This window comes from Pseudomonas sp. IPO3747 (assembly GCF_013385245.1).
Taxonomy (GTDB): Bacteria; Pseudomonadota; Gammaproteobacteria; order Pseudomonadales; family Pseudomonadaceae; genus Aquipseudomonas; species Aquipseudomonas edaphica.
The window spans coordinates 577,115-595,806 of sequence record NZ_JACAQL010000009.1 but is presented as its reverse complement, the minus strand read 5'-3'; the positions used below and the strand labels follow the sequence as shown (position 1 = coordinate 595,806).

Genomic DNA, 18,692 nt, shown 5'->3' with positions numbered 1-18,692 from the left:
ATCGATATCTATACAACCGGTTAGTGGCAAGTGGACTGTTGTGGCGAGCAGGCTTGTCCTGCGTTGGGTCGCGAAGCGGCCCCAGTATAGGCACTGCAGTTTTCCCGAAAGAACTCAGCGTCCGGGTTTGGGGCTGCTTCGCGACCCAACGCAGGACAAGCCTGCTCGCCACAGGAGAAATTGGCTGCCTTCAAACGTTGTGTAGATACCTGTGCCACGATGGCGGTGGATCAGTCAGTGCATCGGTGACTGACAGACCGCTATCGCGGGCAAGCCCGCTCCCACAGGGTTTGGCGGTGGTCTTTAGTGCGGAGGGTAGTTGGAGAGGATCCTGGTCACCGTGCTGCGAATGGCATCACTGCGATCCTGCGGGTTCGGCGTGCTGGCCATCATCTGCTCGTCGCTGCCACGCCATACCAGTTTGCCGTCCTTGCCGTCGAGCAGGTCGATCTGGATGGTCGCCACTTTGTAGGTGATGTTGCGCGTTTCGTTGTACATCGGCCCGCCCCAGTAGCCATTCCACGGGCCGCCCCAGGCGCCGCCGTAGTTGGTGGTGACTTGTTGCTGGCGCTCTTCGACGATCAGGTAGGCCTGTACATTCAGGTCGGCCCTGGTGCCTGCGGCTGCGGGGCGCAGGCCGCGCTGGTCGAGTTGCTCGCCCACGGCCTGGCGAATGCGTTGCTCGGTGAGGTCGCTCTTGATCCGTGGATCATCCGGGCGGTATTGCAGGGCAGGGTCTTTCCAGGCCCAGTTGCGGTACGCGCCAAAATCGCGGCTGGCATCAAAGTCATGGTTGACCTGGCTGGTCTGGCAGCCACTCAACAAGACCACTACAGCGAGTGCAGCAAGGCGACGAAGCATGGGGGTTCTCCAAAAAATGGAATAAGCCTGAGATGAGAATAGCTGCTAACTGGGTGGATAAGCGCTCATTGCCTTCTGCATCGCTTCGCGCAACGCATCAGCGCGTTCGCTCAGGCTACCCTGGCTGGTGGTTTCGGCGCTGGTGCTCCATACCGGCTGGCGCGTGCGGGCATCGAACAGGCTCACGCGGGCCACCGCAACTGTCACTTCATAGGTGCGTACCACCGGCACCGTGTTGTACATGCCGTAGCCATTGCCATAGCGGTTATAGCCACCGTAGCCGTAGCCATAGTCGTCCTGCACCTGGCGCAGGCGTTTTTCCAGACGCACGTCAGCAGTTACCAGCAGGTCGGGGGCGCGGCTGTCATGCAAAGGGCGCAAGCCGCGCTGATCTAGAGCGCCGCTGACCGCTTCGGCTATTTGCGCCGAATCCGCCCAGGCCGTCCCCGCGGGCAACTGGCCGTTAAGCCAGCCCCAACTGCGGTAGGCGCCATAGTCGCGCATCGGCGCCGGGTAGGCGCTGGCATCAAAGGTGTTCGCCGCCTGGGCCGGAGCCGGCGGCATAGGGGCCGAGGCGGCCACGTAGGGGTTGGGCGTGGAGCAAGCGCCCAAGCCGAGGGATAACAGGATCAAACAGAGACGACGCATTTCGACCTCCGCAGACTGGGCCGCTTAAACCGGACGGCAGATCCAGTGCAAATAACGCCCAAGTCCGGCAAAGCTTGGGTGACGACGGTGAGCGAGTTCCATCTCCAACAAGTCCTGCAGATTGGCGCGAGCCTGGAATTCCATCGGCATATAGTCGTGGAACACCCGCACGCCACTTTGGCTTTCGACCTGCCAAAGCCCCTCGAGTTGCGCCGCCAGTTCCCGTGGGTCGAGCGGTTGTTGCGGGGTAAGGCTCTGCTTCTCGCCGGCCATGTCGTTCTTGCGCATTTTGCGGAAGTGGCCTTTGAGCAGGTTGCGGTAAATCAGCGCATCGCGGTTGTAGAACGCCAGCGACAACCAGCCGCCGGGCACCGTGAGCTGGTGCAGCACCGGCAGGATCGCGTGAGGTTCGGCCAGCCATTCGAGCACGGCGTGGCACAGGACCAGGTCGTAGGGCTCGGTGAGTTGGCCGAGCAATTGCTGCCAGGGCGCATGGATAAAAGTCGCGGTCTGCCCGGCGTCGGCAAACCGCTGACGGGCGCCTTCAAGCATCGGCTCGGCGGGCTCGGCCAGGGTCACTTGATGGCCGCGCTCAGCCAGCCACAGCGACATATGCCCCAGGCCCGCGCCGATATCCAGCACGCGCAAAGGGCGCTCGGGCAAGGCTTCAGTCAGGTCGGCCTGCAACACCGCCAGGCGGATCGCGCCTTTGGCGCCACCGTAGATCTTTTCGGCAAAGCGCGTGGCCAACTGGTCGAAGTGACGGTCACTCATGGGCAAACCGCCGTTCGCTGTCGGCCAGTTTGGCGCGTACCACTTCGTTCATGTCCAGGCCCAGCTCACTGCACAGCAACAGCAGGTACAGCACGATATCGCCGACTTCCTGCCCGGCGTGGGTGAGTTTGTCCGCCGGCAGTTGGCGCGACTGGTCTTCGGTCAGCCACTGGAATATTTCCACCAGCTCGGACATTTCCACACTGGCGGCCATGGCCAGGTTTTTAGGGCTGTGGAAGCGCTTCCAGTCGTTGGTATCGCGAATACGGTGCAAGCGTTCGGTGAGGTGTTCGAGGTTCATGCGGGGGCTCCTGAAGGTGTATAGCTTCGGGCGGATGCCGGGCGAAGGCAAGTGAATCCCTGTAACGCGTAAACCTCTATGCTAAAAGGGAACTCGCTTGGTGTAATAACGACCAAAGGCTCAGCGACGCCCACCTCTTCATCAGGACACACACATGCAGGTAGAAAGCTTTTTCGAATGGTTGGGCCAGGCACTGGGGTCCGTCATCCGCTTTATCGTCGACGGGCTCAGCGGGCTGTTCGGCGCCTTGACCCACGCGGGCGGCAACTTTATTGAAGGCCTGTCGCGCACATTGGGCATGGACACCTCGATCATCAGCATCGCCGCCCTCATCATCGGGTTGATGTTGCTGTACTCGGCGGTGCGTGCGTTTATGCGCGCCTCGATCATTATGGGAATTATCTGGTTGATGCTGGGTTTGTGGTTGCTCAGCTGGGTTGTGCATTAATACTTGAAAACACTCACCCTGCTGACAGATTGGCGCGACCGCCGCACCCATCGCCGCGTCTGGGCATTGGCGGCGCCGATGATCTTGTCGAACATCTCGGTGCCGCTGGTGGCCCTGGTGGACAGCATGGTCATCGGCCACCTGCCCCACGCCCATCAACTGGGCGCTGTGGCCGTGGGCGCCAGCCTGTATACCTTCCTGGCCTGGGCCATGGGCTTTCTGCGCATGGGTTCCACCGGGTTTGCCGCACAAGCCGCCGGGCGCGGGGATGGCGCGGCGCTCAGGCAAATCCTGCTGCAAGGTTTGTTGCTGGCGCTGGGGCTGGCCATGCTGCTGGGCACGGTGGGCATTCCGCTGAGCCATCTGGCCCTGGAGTGGATGCAGCCCTCGCCCGAGCTGAACCAACTGACCCGCGATTTTTTCCACACCCGCTTGTTCGGCCTGCCCGCCGCGCTGGCCAGCTATGCCTTGGTCGGCTGGTTCCTCGGCACGCAAAATGCCCGCGCACCACTGGCTATCCTGCTGACCACCAACCTGGTCAACATCGCCTTGAACCTGTGGTTTGTACTCGGTCTGGATTGGGGTGTGGTCGGCTCAGCACGCGCCTCCGTTATCGCCGAATGGACCGGCGCCCTGCTCGGCCTGGCCCTCACGCAAAAAGCCCTGCGCGCGTATCCCGGGCATATCGCCTGGGCCGCTTTGCAGCGGTGGCAAAGCTGGCGGCCGCTGCTGGCGGTGAACCGCGATATTTTTATCCGCAGCCTGGCGCTGCAGTCGGTGTTTTTCATGATCACGGTGCAAGGCGCACGCCTGGGCGATGCCACCGTGGCGGCCAATGCGCTGCTGCTCAATGGTCTGCTGTTGACGGCCCACGCCCTCGACGGTCTGGCCCACGCAGTGGAAGCGCTGTGCGGGCACGCCATCGGCGCCCATGATCGCCAGGCATTGCGCCGCTCGCTGGTGGTCGCTTGTGGCTGGTCATTGATCGCCAGCCTAGGGTTCGCCCTGCTGTTCACCTTCGCCGGGCACTTGTTTATCGCCATGCAAACCGATATCCCCAGCGTGCGCGAAACCGCCGATATCTACCTGCCTTACCTGGCCGTACTGCCGTTGATTGCGGTGTGGAGCTATTTACTGGACGGCCTGTTTATCGGTGCAACCCGCGCGCGGGAAATGCGTAACGGCATGCTGTTGACGGTGGTGATTGTGCTGCCATTCGCATGGGCCTTGCAGGGCTTGGGCAATCATGGGCTGTGGGTCACCTTCCTGCTGTTCATGGCCCTGCGCAGCCTGACACTGTGGGCAATTGCCTGGCGCCTGAACAAACAGGACCGCTGGCTCAGCGCCCGTTAGTAAAGAATGGCCGGTTTGCAGCGTAAGAAAAACTCACAACTGCGCGTGGAGCCTTTGCAAGGGCTACAACCACAGAGGATCCGCCTGGCCCACTCTCGCGAGCCAGAAGGAAACAGGAGCCTGCGTGAACACAGTACTTCCCCGCATTCCCCTCGGCGCATCCGACGCTCCGACATTGGCACCCCAGCCTGAAACGCCCAGCCTGTTGGCACCCACGCCTGACATTGGGCAACAGACACATACGTTGTTCAACGAAGCCAATGTACTGATCAAACGCGAAGTGGAAACCTGGCAAGACAGTGCCGGCAACTATCACTCAGCCAGCATGACTCACATCGTCACCGGCGATCAGGCAGACAATATAAAGATCACAGCCCATGACAGCAGGACATTGACGGCCATCATCAATGGGAAAACCTACCCCTTCCCAATGCCCGAAAGCACAGACCTGCACATGATAAATATTGAGACCCAGGGCGGAAATGACTCGGTGGTCATTGGCCCTGGCGTTAAGGCACCTGTTCGGATCATCACGGGCGACGGCAATGACCGGGTCAAAACCGGCGCCGGCTATGCACGGGTCAATGGCGGCAGCGGCAACGACTCCATTCACCTGGTTAGCGGTGGCGGAATCGCCTTGGGTGGTGACGGCGATGATCGGATGCGCGCAGGCACGGGCAGTGCCGTGCTGAGCGGTGGCAAAGGCAATGACGTGCTGCATGCAGGCAAGGGCGCCAATCACCGACTGGTGTATTTGAACGGCGACCAAGGCAATGACCAGCTGTATGCAGGCGCAGGCATCAACGTTTTAAATGGAGGCCGCGGCGACGATAAACTGGTGGGCGCCCGCAAGACCACGTTTTACGCAGGCGCAGGCCATGACGTGATTCACTCCACGAGTAAAAAAGATCGCATTTACGCCAAAGCGTCCGACAAGATTCATCACAATGGGCCTTCAAACGTCACGTTTATGGAGGTCAAGAACGTCGGGAGAAAAGGGCTGAAGATAGAAGGCAAACCCGAGTTCATCGACGCCGTGCAAGACGTTCTCGACCAGCTTCGAGGTTCGCCTGTCGGCCAGCGGATGCTTGAGCAAATGGACGACTTCGTGGACGACATAAGGTCTCCCGTCACCCTGCGAGAGTCTGCCGACATGAACGCCAGTTACTACTACTTCCGCAATGCCTACAGCGACGCGCTTTCCGCTTGGCAATCTTCGCAGTTTCAAAGCGAATCAGAATTGGGCTACATCAAAAATGAGGTGCCCGGTGCAGTCGCCACTCACGCCGAAATAGAGCTTCAAACCTTTCACTTCGGCCAACAGCTGTCGACCACACCGATGCTTGCACTCCAGCACGAGTTGGCCCATGCCTTCAATGGCGCCACTGGCACCTACCAACCCGGAAACCAACAGGCTTTTGGCCTCGATGGAAACCCCATTGAGCGCTACGGTCAGCCGGTTTTCGTTAATAACGTCGAGTACCAAGCACTCGGCCTCGCCATTGAGGACGGGGAGCTGTTCGATCACGACAACAACCCGCTCACCCGGCCAACCACCCTCAATCCATCGCCCTTCACCGAGAATGCGCTACGCCAGGAAATGGGCGTGCCCTTGCGTGATCGCTACCTATGGGATGAGGCGCCGCACGCAGTTTAATCAATGGACGGGAGCCAACCTGTCAGTTCTCACAGGTTACAAACCCGACTTTCCGGCGTTGAATGGAGATCGCCGCTGAAGAGCCTTCAGCTTAAGGCTGCGATCTTATTGCACTCAAGGAAGAACCCACATGAGTAACAACACCTACTTGCTTATCGGCGCGTTGATAGTGGTCGCATTGATCGCCGCCGCTGTTATTCGCTCGTCCAAGAAGAAACCAGCCAAGCCCCCTGTCGAAGCCGTCGCCGAGCCGTCCGTTCAGGTTCCCCCCGTCACTCCGGACACGGGCGAATGGACACTCAAACTGGACGACGCTCCGTCAACACTCCCAGCGCAGCCCGCCATCCAGAAAGGCGTGGAGGTTTGGAATCAAACGGATTTCCACTTCTTCGTGACACAACAAGGCATAAGAGCGACGCTGCCACCCCAGGGTCGAACACTGATGGACAATAGCGCTAGTCTGACAGTCAGCCCTTCAGCGCAAAACACGCTGCAGTCTGTAGCGCTGGAGGAAACCAGCCCCGAGAGCTCAGCGCAGTACACCCTGATAATCCGGTAAAGCCAGCCTCACTGGCCTGGAGTGGAGCGAATAAACGCCGTGACCCGATCCAGCACCGGCGCCAGCCAGCGCAATGGCTTGGCAATGGATGCCACTAATGTCGCGTGGCTGGTTCTGGTGAAATAAAACGCCTCGACCGGCACCCCCGCTTCGTGCAGCTTTTTCGCCAGCCCGCCCGTGTTGCGTGTGGGGTTGACCAGCGTGTCGCTCTGCGAGGCGATCAACAGGCTCGGCGGTGCATCATGACTGACGTGGTTGATCGGCTGGGAATCGGGCGGTGAGTCCGGGAAGAAAAACACAGGGCGCACATCGCGGTTTTCAATCGGCAGGAAGTCATAAGGCCCGGCCAGGCCGATCCAACCCTTGAGCATCGAGGGTGACAGGTTCACTTCTTTGAGCCAACGCGCATCCAGCGCCAGCATCGAGGCGTTGTACGCGCCGGAGCTATGGCCCATCAGGTAGAGCTGCTTGGGGTCGGCGCCATATTCGGCGATGTGCTGATGAGTCCAGGCCACCGCTTGGGCGCCGTCCTGGAGAAAAGCGGGGTAACGCACTTGCGGATAGAGCCGGTAGTCCGCGACGACCACCACAATGCCGCGTGAAGCCAGGGCTTCGCCAACGAAACCGTAATCATCCTTGGAGCCGCTGTTCCAGCTGCCGCCGTAGAAAAACACCACGACCGGGGCGTTGGGCAAGGCGGTGACAGGGCGATAGACATCGAGCCTCTGGCGCGGGTCAGGGCCGTAGGCAATCGATGAGGTTTTGGTGAACGTGCTGGAAGGGGTCAGTGCGTTGAGCACTTTGATCGGCGAGCAGGCCGAGAGGAATGCGGCGACTGCCAGGGTTAACGCTTGCAGCCATTTGCTCGACATCGTTCAGACCTCACACAGAAGGTACGACCAAACGAAAATCCAAATGTGGGAGCTGGCTTGCCTGCGATGGCGGTGTGTCAGCCCTGAATGTGCGGACTGATACACCGCCATCGCGGGCAAGCCCGCTCCCACACTGGATCTCAGTCACTTTGAGATCCTTGTCAGCCTGGGAGCAGTGTACTTACGAGGACAGGTAGGACGAACGCGTCAGCCCCAGACGCAACGCATCCAGGAACTGCGTACGCTCGCTGGCACTGATCTTCGCGCTGGCGCACTTGTCGCGGTAGTGCGTCATCAACTCCTCCGGCGACAAGTGCACGTAGCGCAGCATGTCTTCGATGGTGTCGTGGGTCTCGATCCCGGCGCTGTACACCGAACCGTCTTCACGCTGGTAGATGTTTACCGAGTCGGTGTCACCGAACAGGTTGTGCATGTCACCGAGAATTTCCTGGTAAGCGCCCACCAGGAAGATGCCCAGCAAGTAGTCTTCACCTTCGTTCAAGCCATGCACCGGCAGGCTGGTCTCGATGCTCTGCTCGTCGACGTATTGCTTGATCTTGCCGTCGGAGTCGCAGGTCAGGTCTTGCAGCACGGCGCGGCGCAGCGGCTCTTCGTCGAGACGGTGCAGCGGCAGAATCGGCAGCACCTGGCCGATGGCCCAGGTGTCCGGCAAGCTTTGGAATACCGAGAAGTTGCAGATGTACTTGTCGGCCAGCTTGTCGTTGAGCTCGTCCAGCACTTGGCGGTGCGAGCGCTGGCGGGCTTTGAGCGAGTTATGCAGGCGACGGCACACGGCGAAGTAACACTGTTCGGCCAGGGCTTTTTCGGCCAGGGTCAGCTTGCCGTCGGCGTACTGGGTAGCCACGTCGCTCATGTAGTGAGTGGCGCGCCAATACGTCTCGGTGACCATTTCGATGTCGGTCGGGCCCAGCAGGTCCACCAGCCACTGCACGGTTTCCGGCAGGCTTTCCTTGTTCTCGATCTGCGGCACGTCGTCGTTGTGTTTTTCAACGTCGGTGACCTGTACCACCAGCATGGCGTGGTGGGCGGTCAGGGAGCGGCCGCTTTCGGAGAAGATGTGCGGGTGCGGCAGGCTCTGCGCGTCGCAGAATTCCTTGAGCATGCCCACGACCACACCGGCGTAATCGTCCATGTCGTAGTTGATCGAACTGGCGTTACGCGAGTGCGTGCCGTCGTAGTCCACGCCCAGGCCACCGCCCACATCGATGTGATCGACCGGCAGGCCGAGGTTGCGCAATTCGCCGTAGTAACGAATGGCTTCCTTGAAACCGTGCTGGTAGTCGGCCAGGTTGGCGATCTGCGAACCCATATGAAAGTGCAGCAGGCGGATGCCCTGGTCCAGGCCGGCAGCGCGGAAGCGCTCGACCACCGACAGCAATTGCGCCGCCGACAAACCGAACTTGGACTTCTCGCCACCGGTGTCGGCCCATTTGCTCGACGCCAGCGACGACAAACGCACACGCAGGCCAACCTGCGGCTTGACCTTGAGGCTCGCAGCCTCTTCGATCACCAGGCCGACTTCGGATTCTTTCTCGATCACGATAAACACATTGTGACCAAGCTTCTGGCCCATCAGCGCGAGGCGGATGAACTCACGGTCCTTGTAACCGTTGCAGACGATGGTGCCGCCCTTGGGTGCCAGGGCCAGCACGGCCAGCAGCTCGGGCTTGGAGCCGGCTTCCAGGCCGATCGACACGTTCTGGGTGGCGATGATGTTCTCGATCACCGCTTCCTGCTGGTTCACCTTGATCGGGTACAGTGCGGTGTACTTGCTCTGGTATTCCAGGCGCTCGATGTTCGAATCGAACGCACCGGTCAGCTGGCGTACACGGTCTTGCAGGATGTCGGGAAAACGCACCAGCAGCGGCAAGGACAGGCCGCTTTTGCGCAGCTCGTCGACTTGCTCGTAGAGATCAACCGGCGTGCTGTTCGGGCCGTTCGGACGGACTTCAACGCGACCGGCATCATTGATCGCGAAATACCCGGCCCCCCAATGGCGAATCCCATAAACACTGCGGCTGTCCGCAACTGTCCATTGGCTGCCATCGTCTTTGCGTGTGCGTCGTACGGACATCGAAGTCCCCTATATAAAGTCGAAGATCACCACGCCCTTCTTGCAAGGCTGGCGAAGTCTAAAGAATGAAAATGACGATTTGCCTGTAAGGAAGGTAGACCCCACTCGCAGGACAGAGTTTAGACACCGGTCAGGAACAGGCTCTGTGAAAACCATGGAGACGACAGTTCGCGTTCAGCAAAGGGCCATCGGGGTGGGTTTCACAGAGGCTGCTAGCCGCCGGATTTCTTCGCTTTGTAACCCAGCTTGATCAGCTCGGCCAACAGCAACTCGACGTGATCGCCCTGGATCTCGATGACGCCGTCTTTCAACGCGCCACCGGTGCCACAGCGCTTTTTCAGCGTGGTAGCCAGTTCCTTCAGGGCTTCTTCAGCCAAAGGCACGCCAGTGATGGTAGTCACCGTCTTGCCGCCACGGCCTTTGCTCTCGCGTCGTACGCGGGCAATGCCGTCGCCTTCAGGGATCAGGGTCTGTTTGCAGGTACACGAATCCACGGGCTGACGACAGTCCGGGCAGTGTCGACCTGCGTCGGTGGAAAATACCAGGCCACCAAGGGCGGCGAAGGATGCGGCTTTTTTGGCCACCGGCAATCCTCTTGGGAGGACAAAGACTGATCGGAACCCGGCTCTCGTTACAAAAGGCAGCTTACCGACCGCGAAGCCCCACTCAGGCAGGGGCAGCGCTACCGAAACGCCAAGGCGGTTCGGGTGAAAAGGCGCGCAGTGTAACGGCAAAAAGCCGCCTTGCTAAGAGCCAAATAGCGCCAATTTATGCAACTTTAGCGACGTGAGGCCAGATAGCGCCGCAAGCCCTCTTGAGCATCCGGGCAGTAAGGCTTTTGTTGAGCTTCCTGCAGGACCGTTTCAAGGGGCAGAAACCGCGCTTCCATGACCTCCTCGGGCTGCAAGCGCAATGGGCCATCCCAGACTGCCGAGTAAGATTTGCACCAGAGCCGGCTGCCCTCCTCCTCAAAGTAGAAGTGGTCGTGCTCGACCAGTTCCACACCGCCCACGCCGAGTTCTTCTTCCAGCTCACGGGCAGCCGAAACCGCGTAGGTCTCGCCCGCCGCCACCATGCCACCTGCCGCCGTGTCCCAAAAGCCGGGATACAGGGCTTTGCTCAGGGTGCGTCGGTGCACACACAGTTCACCGGCGGAGTTGAACAGGAAGATAAAGGTGCAACGGCCGATCAGGCCGCGCTGGCGCAGGTCGGACCTGACAAGGTCGCCGAGCAGGTTGTCCTGCTCGTCCACCCAGCAGATCAGTTCAGCATCAGAGGCCTCACGGTGTGCGACCTCCTTTTGAGAAGCGTCCATCATTACCCTTGGTTGAGGAGCTGACGCAAGTCGATCACTGCAGCGTTTGCCCGGGAAATATAGTTGGCCATGACCAACGAGTGGTTGGCGAGGATGCCAAAGCCACTGCCGTTAAGAATCATAGGGCTCCACACCGGCTCCTGCGAGGCTTCCAACTCGCGAATGATCTGACGCACGCTGACGGTGGCGTTTTTCTTGGCCAGCACGTCGGCGAAGTCGACTTCAATCGCGCGCAACAGGTGAGACAAGGCCCACGCCTGGCCACGGGCTTCGTAGAACACGTTGTCGATCTGCATCCATGGGGTTTCCACCACTTCTTCATCAACCTGCGGCACTTCACCCGGCGCCAGCGCCTCGGTTTTCAGTGCGGTGTTGAGTTTCACCCGACCCACACTGGCCGACAGGCGTTGCGACAACGAACCCAGGCGCGTGGCGACATCACCCAGCCAGTTGTTCAGGTTGTCGGCGCGGGCATAGAACAGCGCGCCCTTCTGGTTCGGGTCGGACAGTCGTGCCTCGTAGCGGCTCAGGGAGTTGATGCCTTCCTGGTATTCCGACTCGCTGGACGGCAGCACCCAGCTCTTGTTGTCGAAGTTAAAGCGCGGTTCAGCCTTGGCCAGGTCCGCGTCTTCAGCCGACTGCGACTGTGAACGGGCGAAGTCTTTACGCAAGGCGCGGGTCAGGTCACGCACCTGCACCAGCACGCCATATTCCCAGCTCGGCATGTTATCCATCCACAGGCCTGGCGGGAAACGGTCGTTGGAAATGTAGCCACCAGGCTTGTTCAGCAAGGTGCCGACCACGGTCTTGAGGGTTTCGACGGTGGTGTAGCCAATCACCATCTGCTTGCCTTCCTTCTCGGCGGCAAGCTGGGCGTTTTGCTGGACCGGGAACAGCGCCGGCTCTTCGCTCCAGTACCAACCCAGGCCGCCGGTGACCAACAGGTACAAGGCCAGCACGCTGAGCAGCGCTTTGCTCATCAGCAGGTTGCGAAAGTAGCCGCGTTGGGTCGACTTTGGCTCAGGGGCGGGGCCTTTGGCACTGCGTGCACGGTTTTTCCAGTCCAGCATGGCGATATCCTTTCAATCACTTGAGTTCATGCACGTCAATTGTCCGGGTGCGGTCAAACACTCCGACCACAACCCTACCCCATCGTGCCCATCGGCGCGGGGCTTTTAACCGAAAGTGGCAGGTGGGAGACGTTCGACTATAAAGGATGCACGCTTTTTACGCAGCGTGACCATTGGGTCGGTAACTGAATCCCCAAGACTTGCACTTAATTGACGTATGACACTCATGCAACAGAAAAGAGGTGCTAGCATAGAGCCATCAGTCGACCTCAGCATGCACCCTCACTAGTAGTCAGGATATGACCGAGCCAGAAGACCCCAGCCGTGAGCGTCTCAAGCACCATTTTGCCCAGCGGGTAATTCATCAGGCACGTCAAATTCTTGAGATCTGGCAACGCCTGCAACGCAGCGAATGGTCGAACACCGATTTGTCCGAACTCAGCGAAGCCAACCTGCGCCTGCTGCGCTTTGCCGAGCGTTTCGAACAGCCGGAACACGGCCAACTGGCACGACACATCGGCGAATCGCTCAAGGTGGTGGACGAAAATCGCGGCCGGCTGAGCAGCCAGGTCATCACCGAACTCAACCGCCTGATGCAACGCTTGTCCCGCACCGGTCTGCGCCAGGGTGATCAGCTGGAACAAACCTTACTGCCGCCGATGCGCAAGCCCATCTACGTGATGCTGGCCGATCACGACCGCGCCGAACGCCTGGCCAAGCAGTTGGAATTCTTTGGCATGAGCGCCCAGTCCCTGGACAGTGTGCCGGCGTTTCGTGCCTCCCTCGCCGAGCGCCTGCCGTCGGCGATTGTGATGGATGTGGACTTCTGCGGAGCGGGCCTGGGCCTCAAGTTGGCCGCCGAAGCCCAGGAAGGCCTCGAGCAAAAGCTGCCGCTGCTGTTTTTCAGCTTGCACGAAACCGACACGCCAACGCGCCTGGCCGCCGTGCGCGCCGGTGGCCAGGAGTTCCTCACCGGCACCCTGGAAGCATCGAGCCTCTTGGAAAAGATTGAAGTGCTGACCTGCGTCGCGCAGTACGAACCTTATAAAGTGCTGATCATCGATGACTCGCGGGCACAAGCGCTGCACACCGAGCGCCTGCTTAACAGCGCCGGCATCGTCACGCGCACCTTGATCGAACCGATCCAGGCCATGGCCGAACTGGCGGATTTCCAGCCGGACCTGATCATCCTCGACATGTATATGCCTGCCTGTACCGGCACCGAACTGGCCAAGGTGATTCGCCACAACGACCGGTACGTCAGTGTACCGATCATCTACCTGTCGGCCGAAGACGACCTGGATAAACAACTGGACGCCATGAGCGAAGGCGGCGACGACTTCCTCACCAAGCCGATCAAGCCGCGCCACCTGATCACCACCGTGCGCAACCGAGCCGCCCGTGCCCGTAACCTCAAGGCGCGAATGGTGCGCGACAGCCTGACCGGGTTGTACAACCACACCCATATCCTGCAATTGCTCGAAGACTGCAGCTTCCGCGCCCGCCGCGAGAACAAGCCACTGAGCTTTGCGATGCTCGACATCGACCACTTCAAGCGCGTCAACGACAGCCACGGCCACCCCATGGGCGACCGCGTGATCAAGAGCCTGGCGCTGTTTCTCAAGCAACGCCTGCGCAAGACCGACTACATCGGGCGCTACGGCGGCGAAGAGTTCGCCATCGTGATGCCCGACACCGACCTGGAGTCGGCCTGCAAGGTATTGGACGAAATCCGTGGGCGCTTTGCCGAAATTCACTATCCGGCCCAGCCGCAGGATTTATGGTGCACCTTCAGCGCCGGGCTGGTAGAGCTGTGCGACGGCTCCGACAGCCTGATGATGGCTGCCCAGGCCGACGAGGCGCTGTACCGCGCCAAGGACGCAGGACGCAACCGCGTGCAAGCCGCTCGTACATCAAAGCAAAGTGCCACCTTTTCACCGGAATCCACCGAATCCGTCATAACTTTGTAATGGAAACGCAATAACTTCAGGCACTTATCTTTTGCTGTCGGTTGAAACCACGCATGCGCCTGAAGCTGCTGACCAATCTCAATACCCTTCTGCTGGTGGCCGTGTGCCTGGCCCTTGGAGCGACGCTATGGTGGTCGCAACGTGCGCTGGAACGGCCTTATCTGCTGATGGAACGCTACCTGGGCCTGTCGCAGACCTTTCAGAACCAGGCCGCACGCAACATTGATGATTACCTCTCCAGCGGCGATGCCCTGCGTTTGAGCAGCGCCAGTCAAAGCCTGGAAAACCTGTTGCAGCACCTTGACGAATTGCCGGCAGAACTTGGGCAAAACCTGCGTCCCAGCCTGGTGGATCTGGACACCTTCAGCAAAACCGACCTGCTCGCCGCCGGCAAACTGGCGGGCGACCCGCAAGCCCTGTTGCTGCAAGCCGAACGTGAGCTGGGCGCGAACCTTGAGCAACTGAGCCAATACGCCACGGGCGTCAACTCACCAGACGCCGCTCGCTACCTGCCGCCCTTGCTGGCCGCGTCCCAGCACCTGGGCAAACTGTCCCTGGCCCGCGACAAACTGGTCAGCAGCGGGCGCGCGGAGTTGGCCGATGACGTGGAGCGCGAGGTCGCCAGTATCCGCACTCAGGCCGACGTGTTGGCGGGGTTGCCATTGCTTGGTGTCAAGGCCAGCAGTGAATCCAGCGCCGATGATTTTTCCGCCATGATGGGCCTGGAAAACAGCGAGAAAGCCGAAGTTCAGGACACCGGGGTCGACCTCAAGCGCGAACTCAACAGCCTGTTGACCCGCTACCCCGCCGAACTCAAGCGTACCCGCGAGCAAATCCAGCAGCGCACCGCACTGGCCGCCGCCACTCATTTAAAAATCGCCGCCGTGCAACAGGCCATCTCCGGCCTGGAGCCGGTGGTACGCGCCCAACACGCCAGGATCCAGGGCGAAGTTCGCCTGTTACAAGGCGTGATGATCGGCCTGATCCTGCTGATTGCCTTGCTGATCGACACCCTGCAACGGCGCCTGGCGCGGGTGCTGACCAACCTCGCGCCCGCCCTGTCGACCTGGGCCGAAGGTGATTTCAGCCAGCCGATTGCGCTGGGCAAGACCAACCGCGAACTGCACGATATTGAAGCCTCGCTGAACCGCTTGCGCGCTTACCTGGTGGACCTGGTGGGCACCATTCGCGCAAATGCCGAACAAGTCGCCGGCAGCAGCCGCGCCCTGGCCGAGCTGAGCAGTGGCCTGCACGACGGGGCCGAGCGTCAGGCCGGCGATACCGCGCAGATCCGCGATTCCCTGGGCGAGCTGGAAGCCACCATTCAGCAAGTGGCCGGCGATGCCAGCCAGGCCGCCGGTGCCAGCCGCAGTGCAGGCCTGGCCGTGGAACAGGGCCAACGGGTGATCGGCCTGAGCCTCACCGGCTTGCACGCACTGGTGGGTGAAGTGCAGCAAAATGCGCAGATGATCGAAAAACTCGCGGAAGAATCCGCCACCATCGGCGGCGTGCTCACCGTGATTCGCTCGATTGCCGACCAGACCAACCTGCTGGCCCTCAACGCCGCCATCGAGGCTGCGCGCGCCGGGGAAGCCGGGCGTGGGTTTGCCGTGGTGGCTGACGAAGTGCGCACCCTGGCCCAGCGCACGGCGGGCGCCACCGCTGAAATCCAGGGTTTGATCACCGGCCTGCAAAGCGCCGCCCATCAGTCGGTGCAGGGCATGCGCGCGCAGGTCGAACACGCCGAAGCCACCGCCCAGCAGGCCCAGGCGGCCGACGGCGCGCTGGATGAAATCGTCGGGGCGATCCAGACCATTTCCGACACTGCCGTGCGCATCGCCGATGTGACCGCGCAGCAGAGTGGCGCCGTCAGTGAGATTCGTGACAACAGCGAGCGGATTCACCAGCTGGGCGAGGATAATCTGCTGCGAATCGGCCAAGGCCGCAGCCAGGGTGAGCATCTGTTGGAACTGGGTGGGCAACTGAACACTGCCGTGCAGGCGTTTCGCGTTTAATGCGATCGAGATCGTGCCCACGCTCTGCGTGGTCATGCATCCTGTGACGCTCTGCGTCACGACTTTAGAGCGGGACGCGGAGCGTCCGGGGCGGCATTCCCACGCGGAGCGTGGGAACGATCAATCACTGACCAAATCCAGCCTCACAGTCACAAATTTTGCGCAATCATCGCTAATCGTGCCGCCTACTGCATAGAACTGGACAGTCACAAAGGCTTTGCGGCATAGTCGCCGGGTTCTGACGCACCCACATCAATAACAAGGAACAGCCGATGGCGACCTTACTGGTTCTTCACGGACCCAACCTGAACCTGCTCGGTACCCGTGAACCGGGTGTCTACGGGGCGGTGACCCTGGAACAGATCAACCTTGATCTGGAACGCCGGGCGCGTGAAGCCGGCCACCATTTGCTGTACCTGCAAAGCAATGCCGAGTACGAATTGATTGATCGCATCCATGCCGCGCGTGGCGAAGGCGTGGACTTTATCCTGATCAATCCCGCCGCTTTTACGCATACAAGTGTTGCATTACGTGACGCGCTGCTGGCGGTGAGCATCCCATTTATCGAAGTGCATTTGTCGAACGTGCACAAACGCGAAGCTTTCCGCCATCACTCCTACTTCTCCGACGTAGCAGTAGGTGTGATCTGCGGCCTTGGCGCCAGCGGTTACCGACTGGCCCTGGAGGCCGCCCTGGAACAACTTGAACAACCGGCCAAGCGCCCCTGACCGACCCTTGGGAGTTGATGATTCATGGATATCCGTAAAGTTAAGAAACTGATCGAACTGCTGGAAGAATCCGGTATCGACGAGCTGGAAATCAAGGAAGGCGAAGAGTCCGTACGGATCAGCCGCCACAGCAAGACCCCGGCTCAACAGTTCTACGCGCCACAGATGCAAGCACCTGCTCCGGCTGCCGCACCTGCCGCCGCCCCGGCTGCTGCCGCTGCACCTGCCGCCCCAGCCGCGCCTGCGCTGAACGGCTTCGTGGTCAAGTCGCCAATGGTCGGTACTTTCTACCGCACCCCGGCACCGACCTCGCCAGCCTTCGTTGAAGTCGGCGCAACCGTGAAAGTGGGCGACACCATCTGCATCGTTGAAGCGATGAAAATGATGAACCACATCACCGCTGAAAAAGCCGGCGTCATCGAATCCATCCTGGTAGAAAACGGTCAGCCGGTTGAGTACGACCAGCCGCTGTTCACCATCGTTTGAACCGCGGAGCGCCTTCGATGTTGAAACCTGCGAAGAAACTGCAAAAAGTCCTGATCGCCAACCGCGGCGAGATCGCGCTGCGTATCCTGCGCGCCTGTAAGGAAGAGGGCATCAAGACCGTCGCTGTTTACTCGACGGCCGATACCGAATTGATGCACGTGAAACTGGCGGACGAAAGCATTTGCATCGGCCCGCCACTGGCCACGAACTCGTACCTGAAAGTCTCGAACATCATCGCGGCCGCTGAAGTGACCGGCGCTGATGGCATCCACCCAGGCTACGGCTTCCTCGCGGAAAACGCCGATTTCGCCGAACAGGTGGAAAAATCCGGCTTCGCCTTCATCGGCCCTAAAGCCGAAACCATCCGCCTGATGGGCGACAAGGTTTCGGCCAAGGACGCCATGATCGCAGCCGGCGTGCCAACCGTTCCAGGTTCCGACGGCCCACTGCCGGAAGACGAGGCAACCGCCCTGCGCATTGGTCGCGAAGTCGGTTACCCGGTGATCATCAAGGCCGCCGGTGGCGGTGGTGGTCGCGGCATGCGTGTGGTGCACAAAGAAGAAGACCTGATCGAAGCTGCCAAGCAGACCCGCTCCGAAGCGGCTGCCTGGTTCGGCAACCCGATGGTCTACCTGGAGAAGTACCTGACCAACCCACGTCACGTGGAAGTGCAGGTACTGTCCGACGGCCAGGGCCACGCCATCCACCTGGGCGACCGCGATTGCTCGCTGCAACGTCGTCACCAGAAGGTGTTGGAAGAAGCTCCGGCACCGGGCCTGGACGAAACCGCGCGCCAGGAAGTACTGGCTCGCTGCGTCAAGGCGTGCATCGACATCAACTACCGTGGCGCCGGTACCTTTGAGTTCCTCTACGAGAACGGCCGCTTCTACTTCATCGAGATGAACACTCGTGTGCAGGTAGAGCATCCAGTTTCGGAGATGGTCACCGGTATCGACATCGTCAAGGAGATGCTGAGCATCGCCGCCGGCAACGTGCTGTCCTTCACCCAGGACGACGTCAAGATCCACGGCCACTCCCTGGAGTGCCGGATCAACGCCGAAGACCCGAAAACCTTTATCCCAAGCCCTGGCCTGGTCAAGCATTTCCACGCGCCGGGCGGCAACGGCGTGCGTGTGGATTCGCACCTGTACAGCGGCTACAAGGTTCCGTCCAACTACGACTCGCTGATCGGCAAGCTGATCACCTGGGGCGCCACCCGCGACGAGGCCATGGCCCGTATGCGCAATGCCCTGGACGAAATCGTGGTAGACGGCATCAAGACCAACATCCCGCTGCATCGGGATCTGGTACGCGATGAAGGCTTCTGCGAAGGTGGTGTGAACATTCACTACCTGGAACACAAGCTGGCCAACCAGTAAGTGCTCCACCCAACAAAGCCGCCTTCGGGCGGCTTTGTTGTTTGTGGGCCCGCAAGAACACCGCCGCCCCCATGTGTGCGGGCTTGTGTGGGAGCTGGCCAGCTCCCACATAAGCCCGCTCGCCACAAACTCGCCGCTCGCGTAAACTTGCGCGCTTTCGC

17 protein-coding genes and 1 pseudogene are annotated in these 18,692 nt (G+C 60.5%); 9 read left to right on the top strand and 9 right to left on the bottom strand.

Annotated features, from left to right (window positions below):
* Positions 1 to 303 precede the first annotated feature (303 nt).
* The 4 genes from HX790_RS15790 to HX790_RS15775 are packed head-to-tail and all read right to left on the bottom strand — an operon-like array spanning position 304 to position 2,584.
* The gene (locus HX790_RS15790) at positions 304 to 861 is read right to left on the bottom strand and encodes a DUF4136 domain-containing protein (RefSeq protein ID WP_099548144.1); all 558 of its coding nucleotides are present in this window, start codon (positions 859 to 861) and stop codon (positions 304 to 306) included.
* Between the two features lie 45 nt (positions 862 to 906).
* Complete coding sequence (locus HX790_RS15785) at positions 907 to 1,509, bottom strand: DUF4136 domain-containing protein (RefSeq protein ID WP_017136730.1); 603 nt, start codon at positions 1,507 to 1,509, stop codon at positions 907 to 909.
* A gap of 24 nt (positions 1,510 to 1,533) precedes the next feature.
* On the bottom strand, positions 1,534 to 2,283 hold the full coding sequence (locus tag HX790_RS15780; protein WP_017136731.1) for a methyltransferase: 750 nt from the start codon (positions 2,281 to 2,283) through the stop codon (positions 1,534 to 1,536).
* Positions 2,276 to 2,584: a MazG-like family protein gene (locus HX790_RS15775; protein WP_017136732.1), complete on the bottom strand. Its 309-nt coding sequence runs from the start codon at positions 2,582 to 2,584 to the stop codon at positions 2,276 to 2,278. The genes HX790_RS15780 and HX790_RS15775 overlap by 8 nt, the downstream gene beginning before the upstream one ends.
* A gap of 154 nt (positions 2,585 to 2,738) precedes the next feature.
* On the opposite strand from HX790_RS15775, the gene HX790_RS15770 reads away from it, so the two are divergent.
* The 4 genes from HX790_RS15770 (at position 2,739) to HX790_RS15755 (ending at position 6,601) form a co-directional block, all read left to right on the top strand.
* A complete protein-coding gene (locus HX790_RS15770) occupies positions 2,739 to 3,032 on the top strand; it encodes a hypothetical protein (RefSeq protein WP_017136733.1) in 294 nt (97 codons plus the stop codon).
* 3 nt (positions 3,033 to 3,035) lie between these two features.
* Positions 3,036 to 4,385 carry an MATE family efflux transporter gene (locus HX790_RS15765; protein ID WP_017136734.1) on the top strand — a complete coding sequence of 450 codons (1,350 nt, stop codon included), beginning with the start codon at positions 3,036 to 3,038 and terminating at the stop codon, positions 4,383 to 4,385.
* A gap of 124 nt (positions 4,386 to 4,509) precedes the next feature.
* On the top strand, positions 4,510 to 6,042 hold the full coding sequence (locus tag HX790_RS15760; RefSeq protein WP_157786493.1) for a M91 family zinc metallopeptidase: 1,533 nt from the start codon (positions 4,510 to 4,512) through the stop codon (positions 6,040 to 6,042).
* A gap of 130 nt (positions 6,043 to 6,172) precedes the next feature.
* Entirely contained in the window at positions 6,173 to 6,601 is a 429-nt protein-coding gene (locus tag HX790_RS15755; protein WP_017136736.1) for a hypothetical protein, read from the top strand.
* An 8-nt stretch (positions 6,602 to 6,609) separates the two neighbouring features.
* Here the strand turns inward: HX790_RS15755 and HX790_RS15750 are convergent, their stop codons facing one another.
* The 5 genes from HX790_RS15750 to HX790_RS15730 form a co-directional block, all read right to left on the bottom strand.
* A complete protein-coding gene (locus tag HX790_RS15750; RefSeq protein WP_017136737.1) occupies positions 6,610 to 7,473 on the bottom strand; it encodes an alpha/beta hydrolase in 864 nt (287 codons plus the stop codon).
* Positions 7,474 to 7,654: 181 nt separating this feature from the next.
* Positions 7,655 to 9,568, bottom strand: coding sequence for an arginine decarboxylase (speA, locus tag HX790_RS15745; protein ID WP_017136738.1), 1,914 nt, complete (start codon positions 9,566 to 9,568; stop codon positions 7,655 to 7,657).
* A 212-nt stretch (positions 9,569 to 9,780) separates the two neighbouring features.
* Positions 9,781 to 10,152 carry a translation initiation factor Sui1 gene (locus HX790_RS15740; protein ID WP_012722004.1) on the bottom strand — a complete coding sequence of 124 codons (372 nt, stop codon included), beginning with the start codon at positions 10,150 to 10,152 and terminating at the stop codon, positions 9,781 to 9,783.
* 194 nt (positions 10,153 to 10,346) lie between these two features.
* Positions 10,347 to 10,883 (bottom strand): NUDIX hydrolase, encoded by a 537-nt coding sequence (locus tag HX790_RS15735; RefSeq protein WP_026013681.1) that lies wholly within the window; start codon positions 10,881 to 10,883, stop codon positions 10,347 to 10,349.
* Between the two features lie 2 nt (positions 10,884 to 10,885).
* A complete protein-coding gene (locus tag HX790_RS15730; protein WP_370589438.1) occupies positions 10,886 to 11,863 on the bottom strand; it encodes a DUF2333 family protein in 978 nt (325 codons plus the stop codon).
* Between the two features lie 389 nt (positions 11,864 to 12,252).
* On the opposite strand from HX790_RS15730, the gene HX790_RS15725 reads away from it, so the two are divergent.
* The 5 genes and pseudogenes from HX790_RS15725 to accC all read left to right on the top strand — a co-directional run bounded on the left by HX790_RS15725 (position 12,253) and on the right by accC (position 18,531).
* On the top strand, positions 12,253 to 13,923 hold the full coding sequence (locus tag HX790_RS15725) for a PleD family two-component system response regulator (protein ID WP_017136741.1): 1,671 nt from the start codon (positions 12,253 to 12,255) through the stop codon (positions 13,921 to 13,923).
* Positions 13,924 to 15,422: 1,499 nt separating this feature from the next.
* A pseudogene (locus HX790_RS29880) lies at positions 15,423 to 15,938 on the top strand (methyl-accepting chemotaxis protein); the annotation flags it as partial.
* Between the two features lie 272 nt (positions 15,939 to 16,210).
* Positions 16,211 to 16,666: a type II 3-dehydroquinate dehydratase gene (gene aroQ, locus HX790_RS15715; protein ID WP_017136743.1), complete on the top strand. Its 456-nt coding sequence runs from the start codon at positions 16,211 to 16,213 to the stop codon at positions 16,664 to 16,666.
* Between the two features lie 24 nt (positions 16,667 to 16,690).
* Positions 16,691 to 17,152 (top strand): acetyl-CoA carboxylase biotin carboxyl carrier protein, encoded by a 462-nt coding sequence (gene accB / locus HX790_RS15710; RefSeq protein ID WP_017136744.1) that lies wholly within the window; start codon positions 16,691 to 16,693, stop codon positions 17,150 to 17,152.
* Between the two features lie 17 nt (positions 17,153 to 17,169).
* Positions 17,170 to 18,531 (top strand): acetyl-CoA carboxylase biotin carboxylase subunit, encoded by a 1,362-nt coding sequence (accC, locus tag HX790_RS15705; RefSeq protein WP_017136745.1) that lies wholly within the window; start codon positions 17,170 to 17,172, stop codon positions 18,529 to 18,531.
* The last annotated feature ends 161 nt before the right edge of the window (positions 18,532 to 18,692 follow it).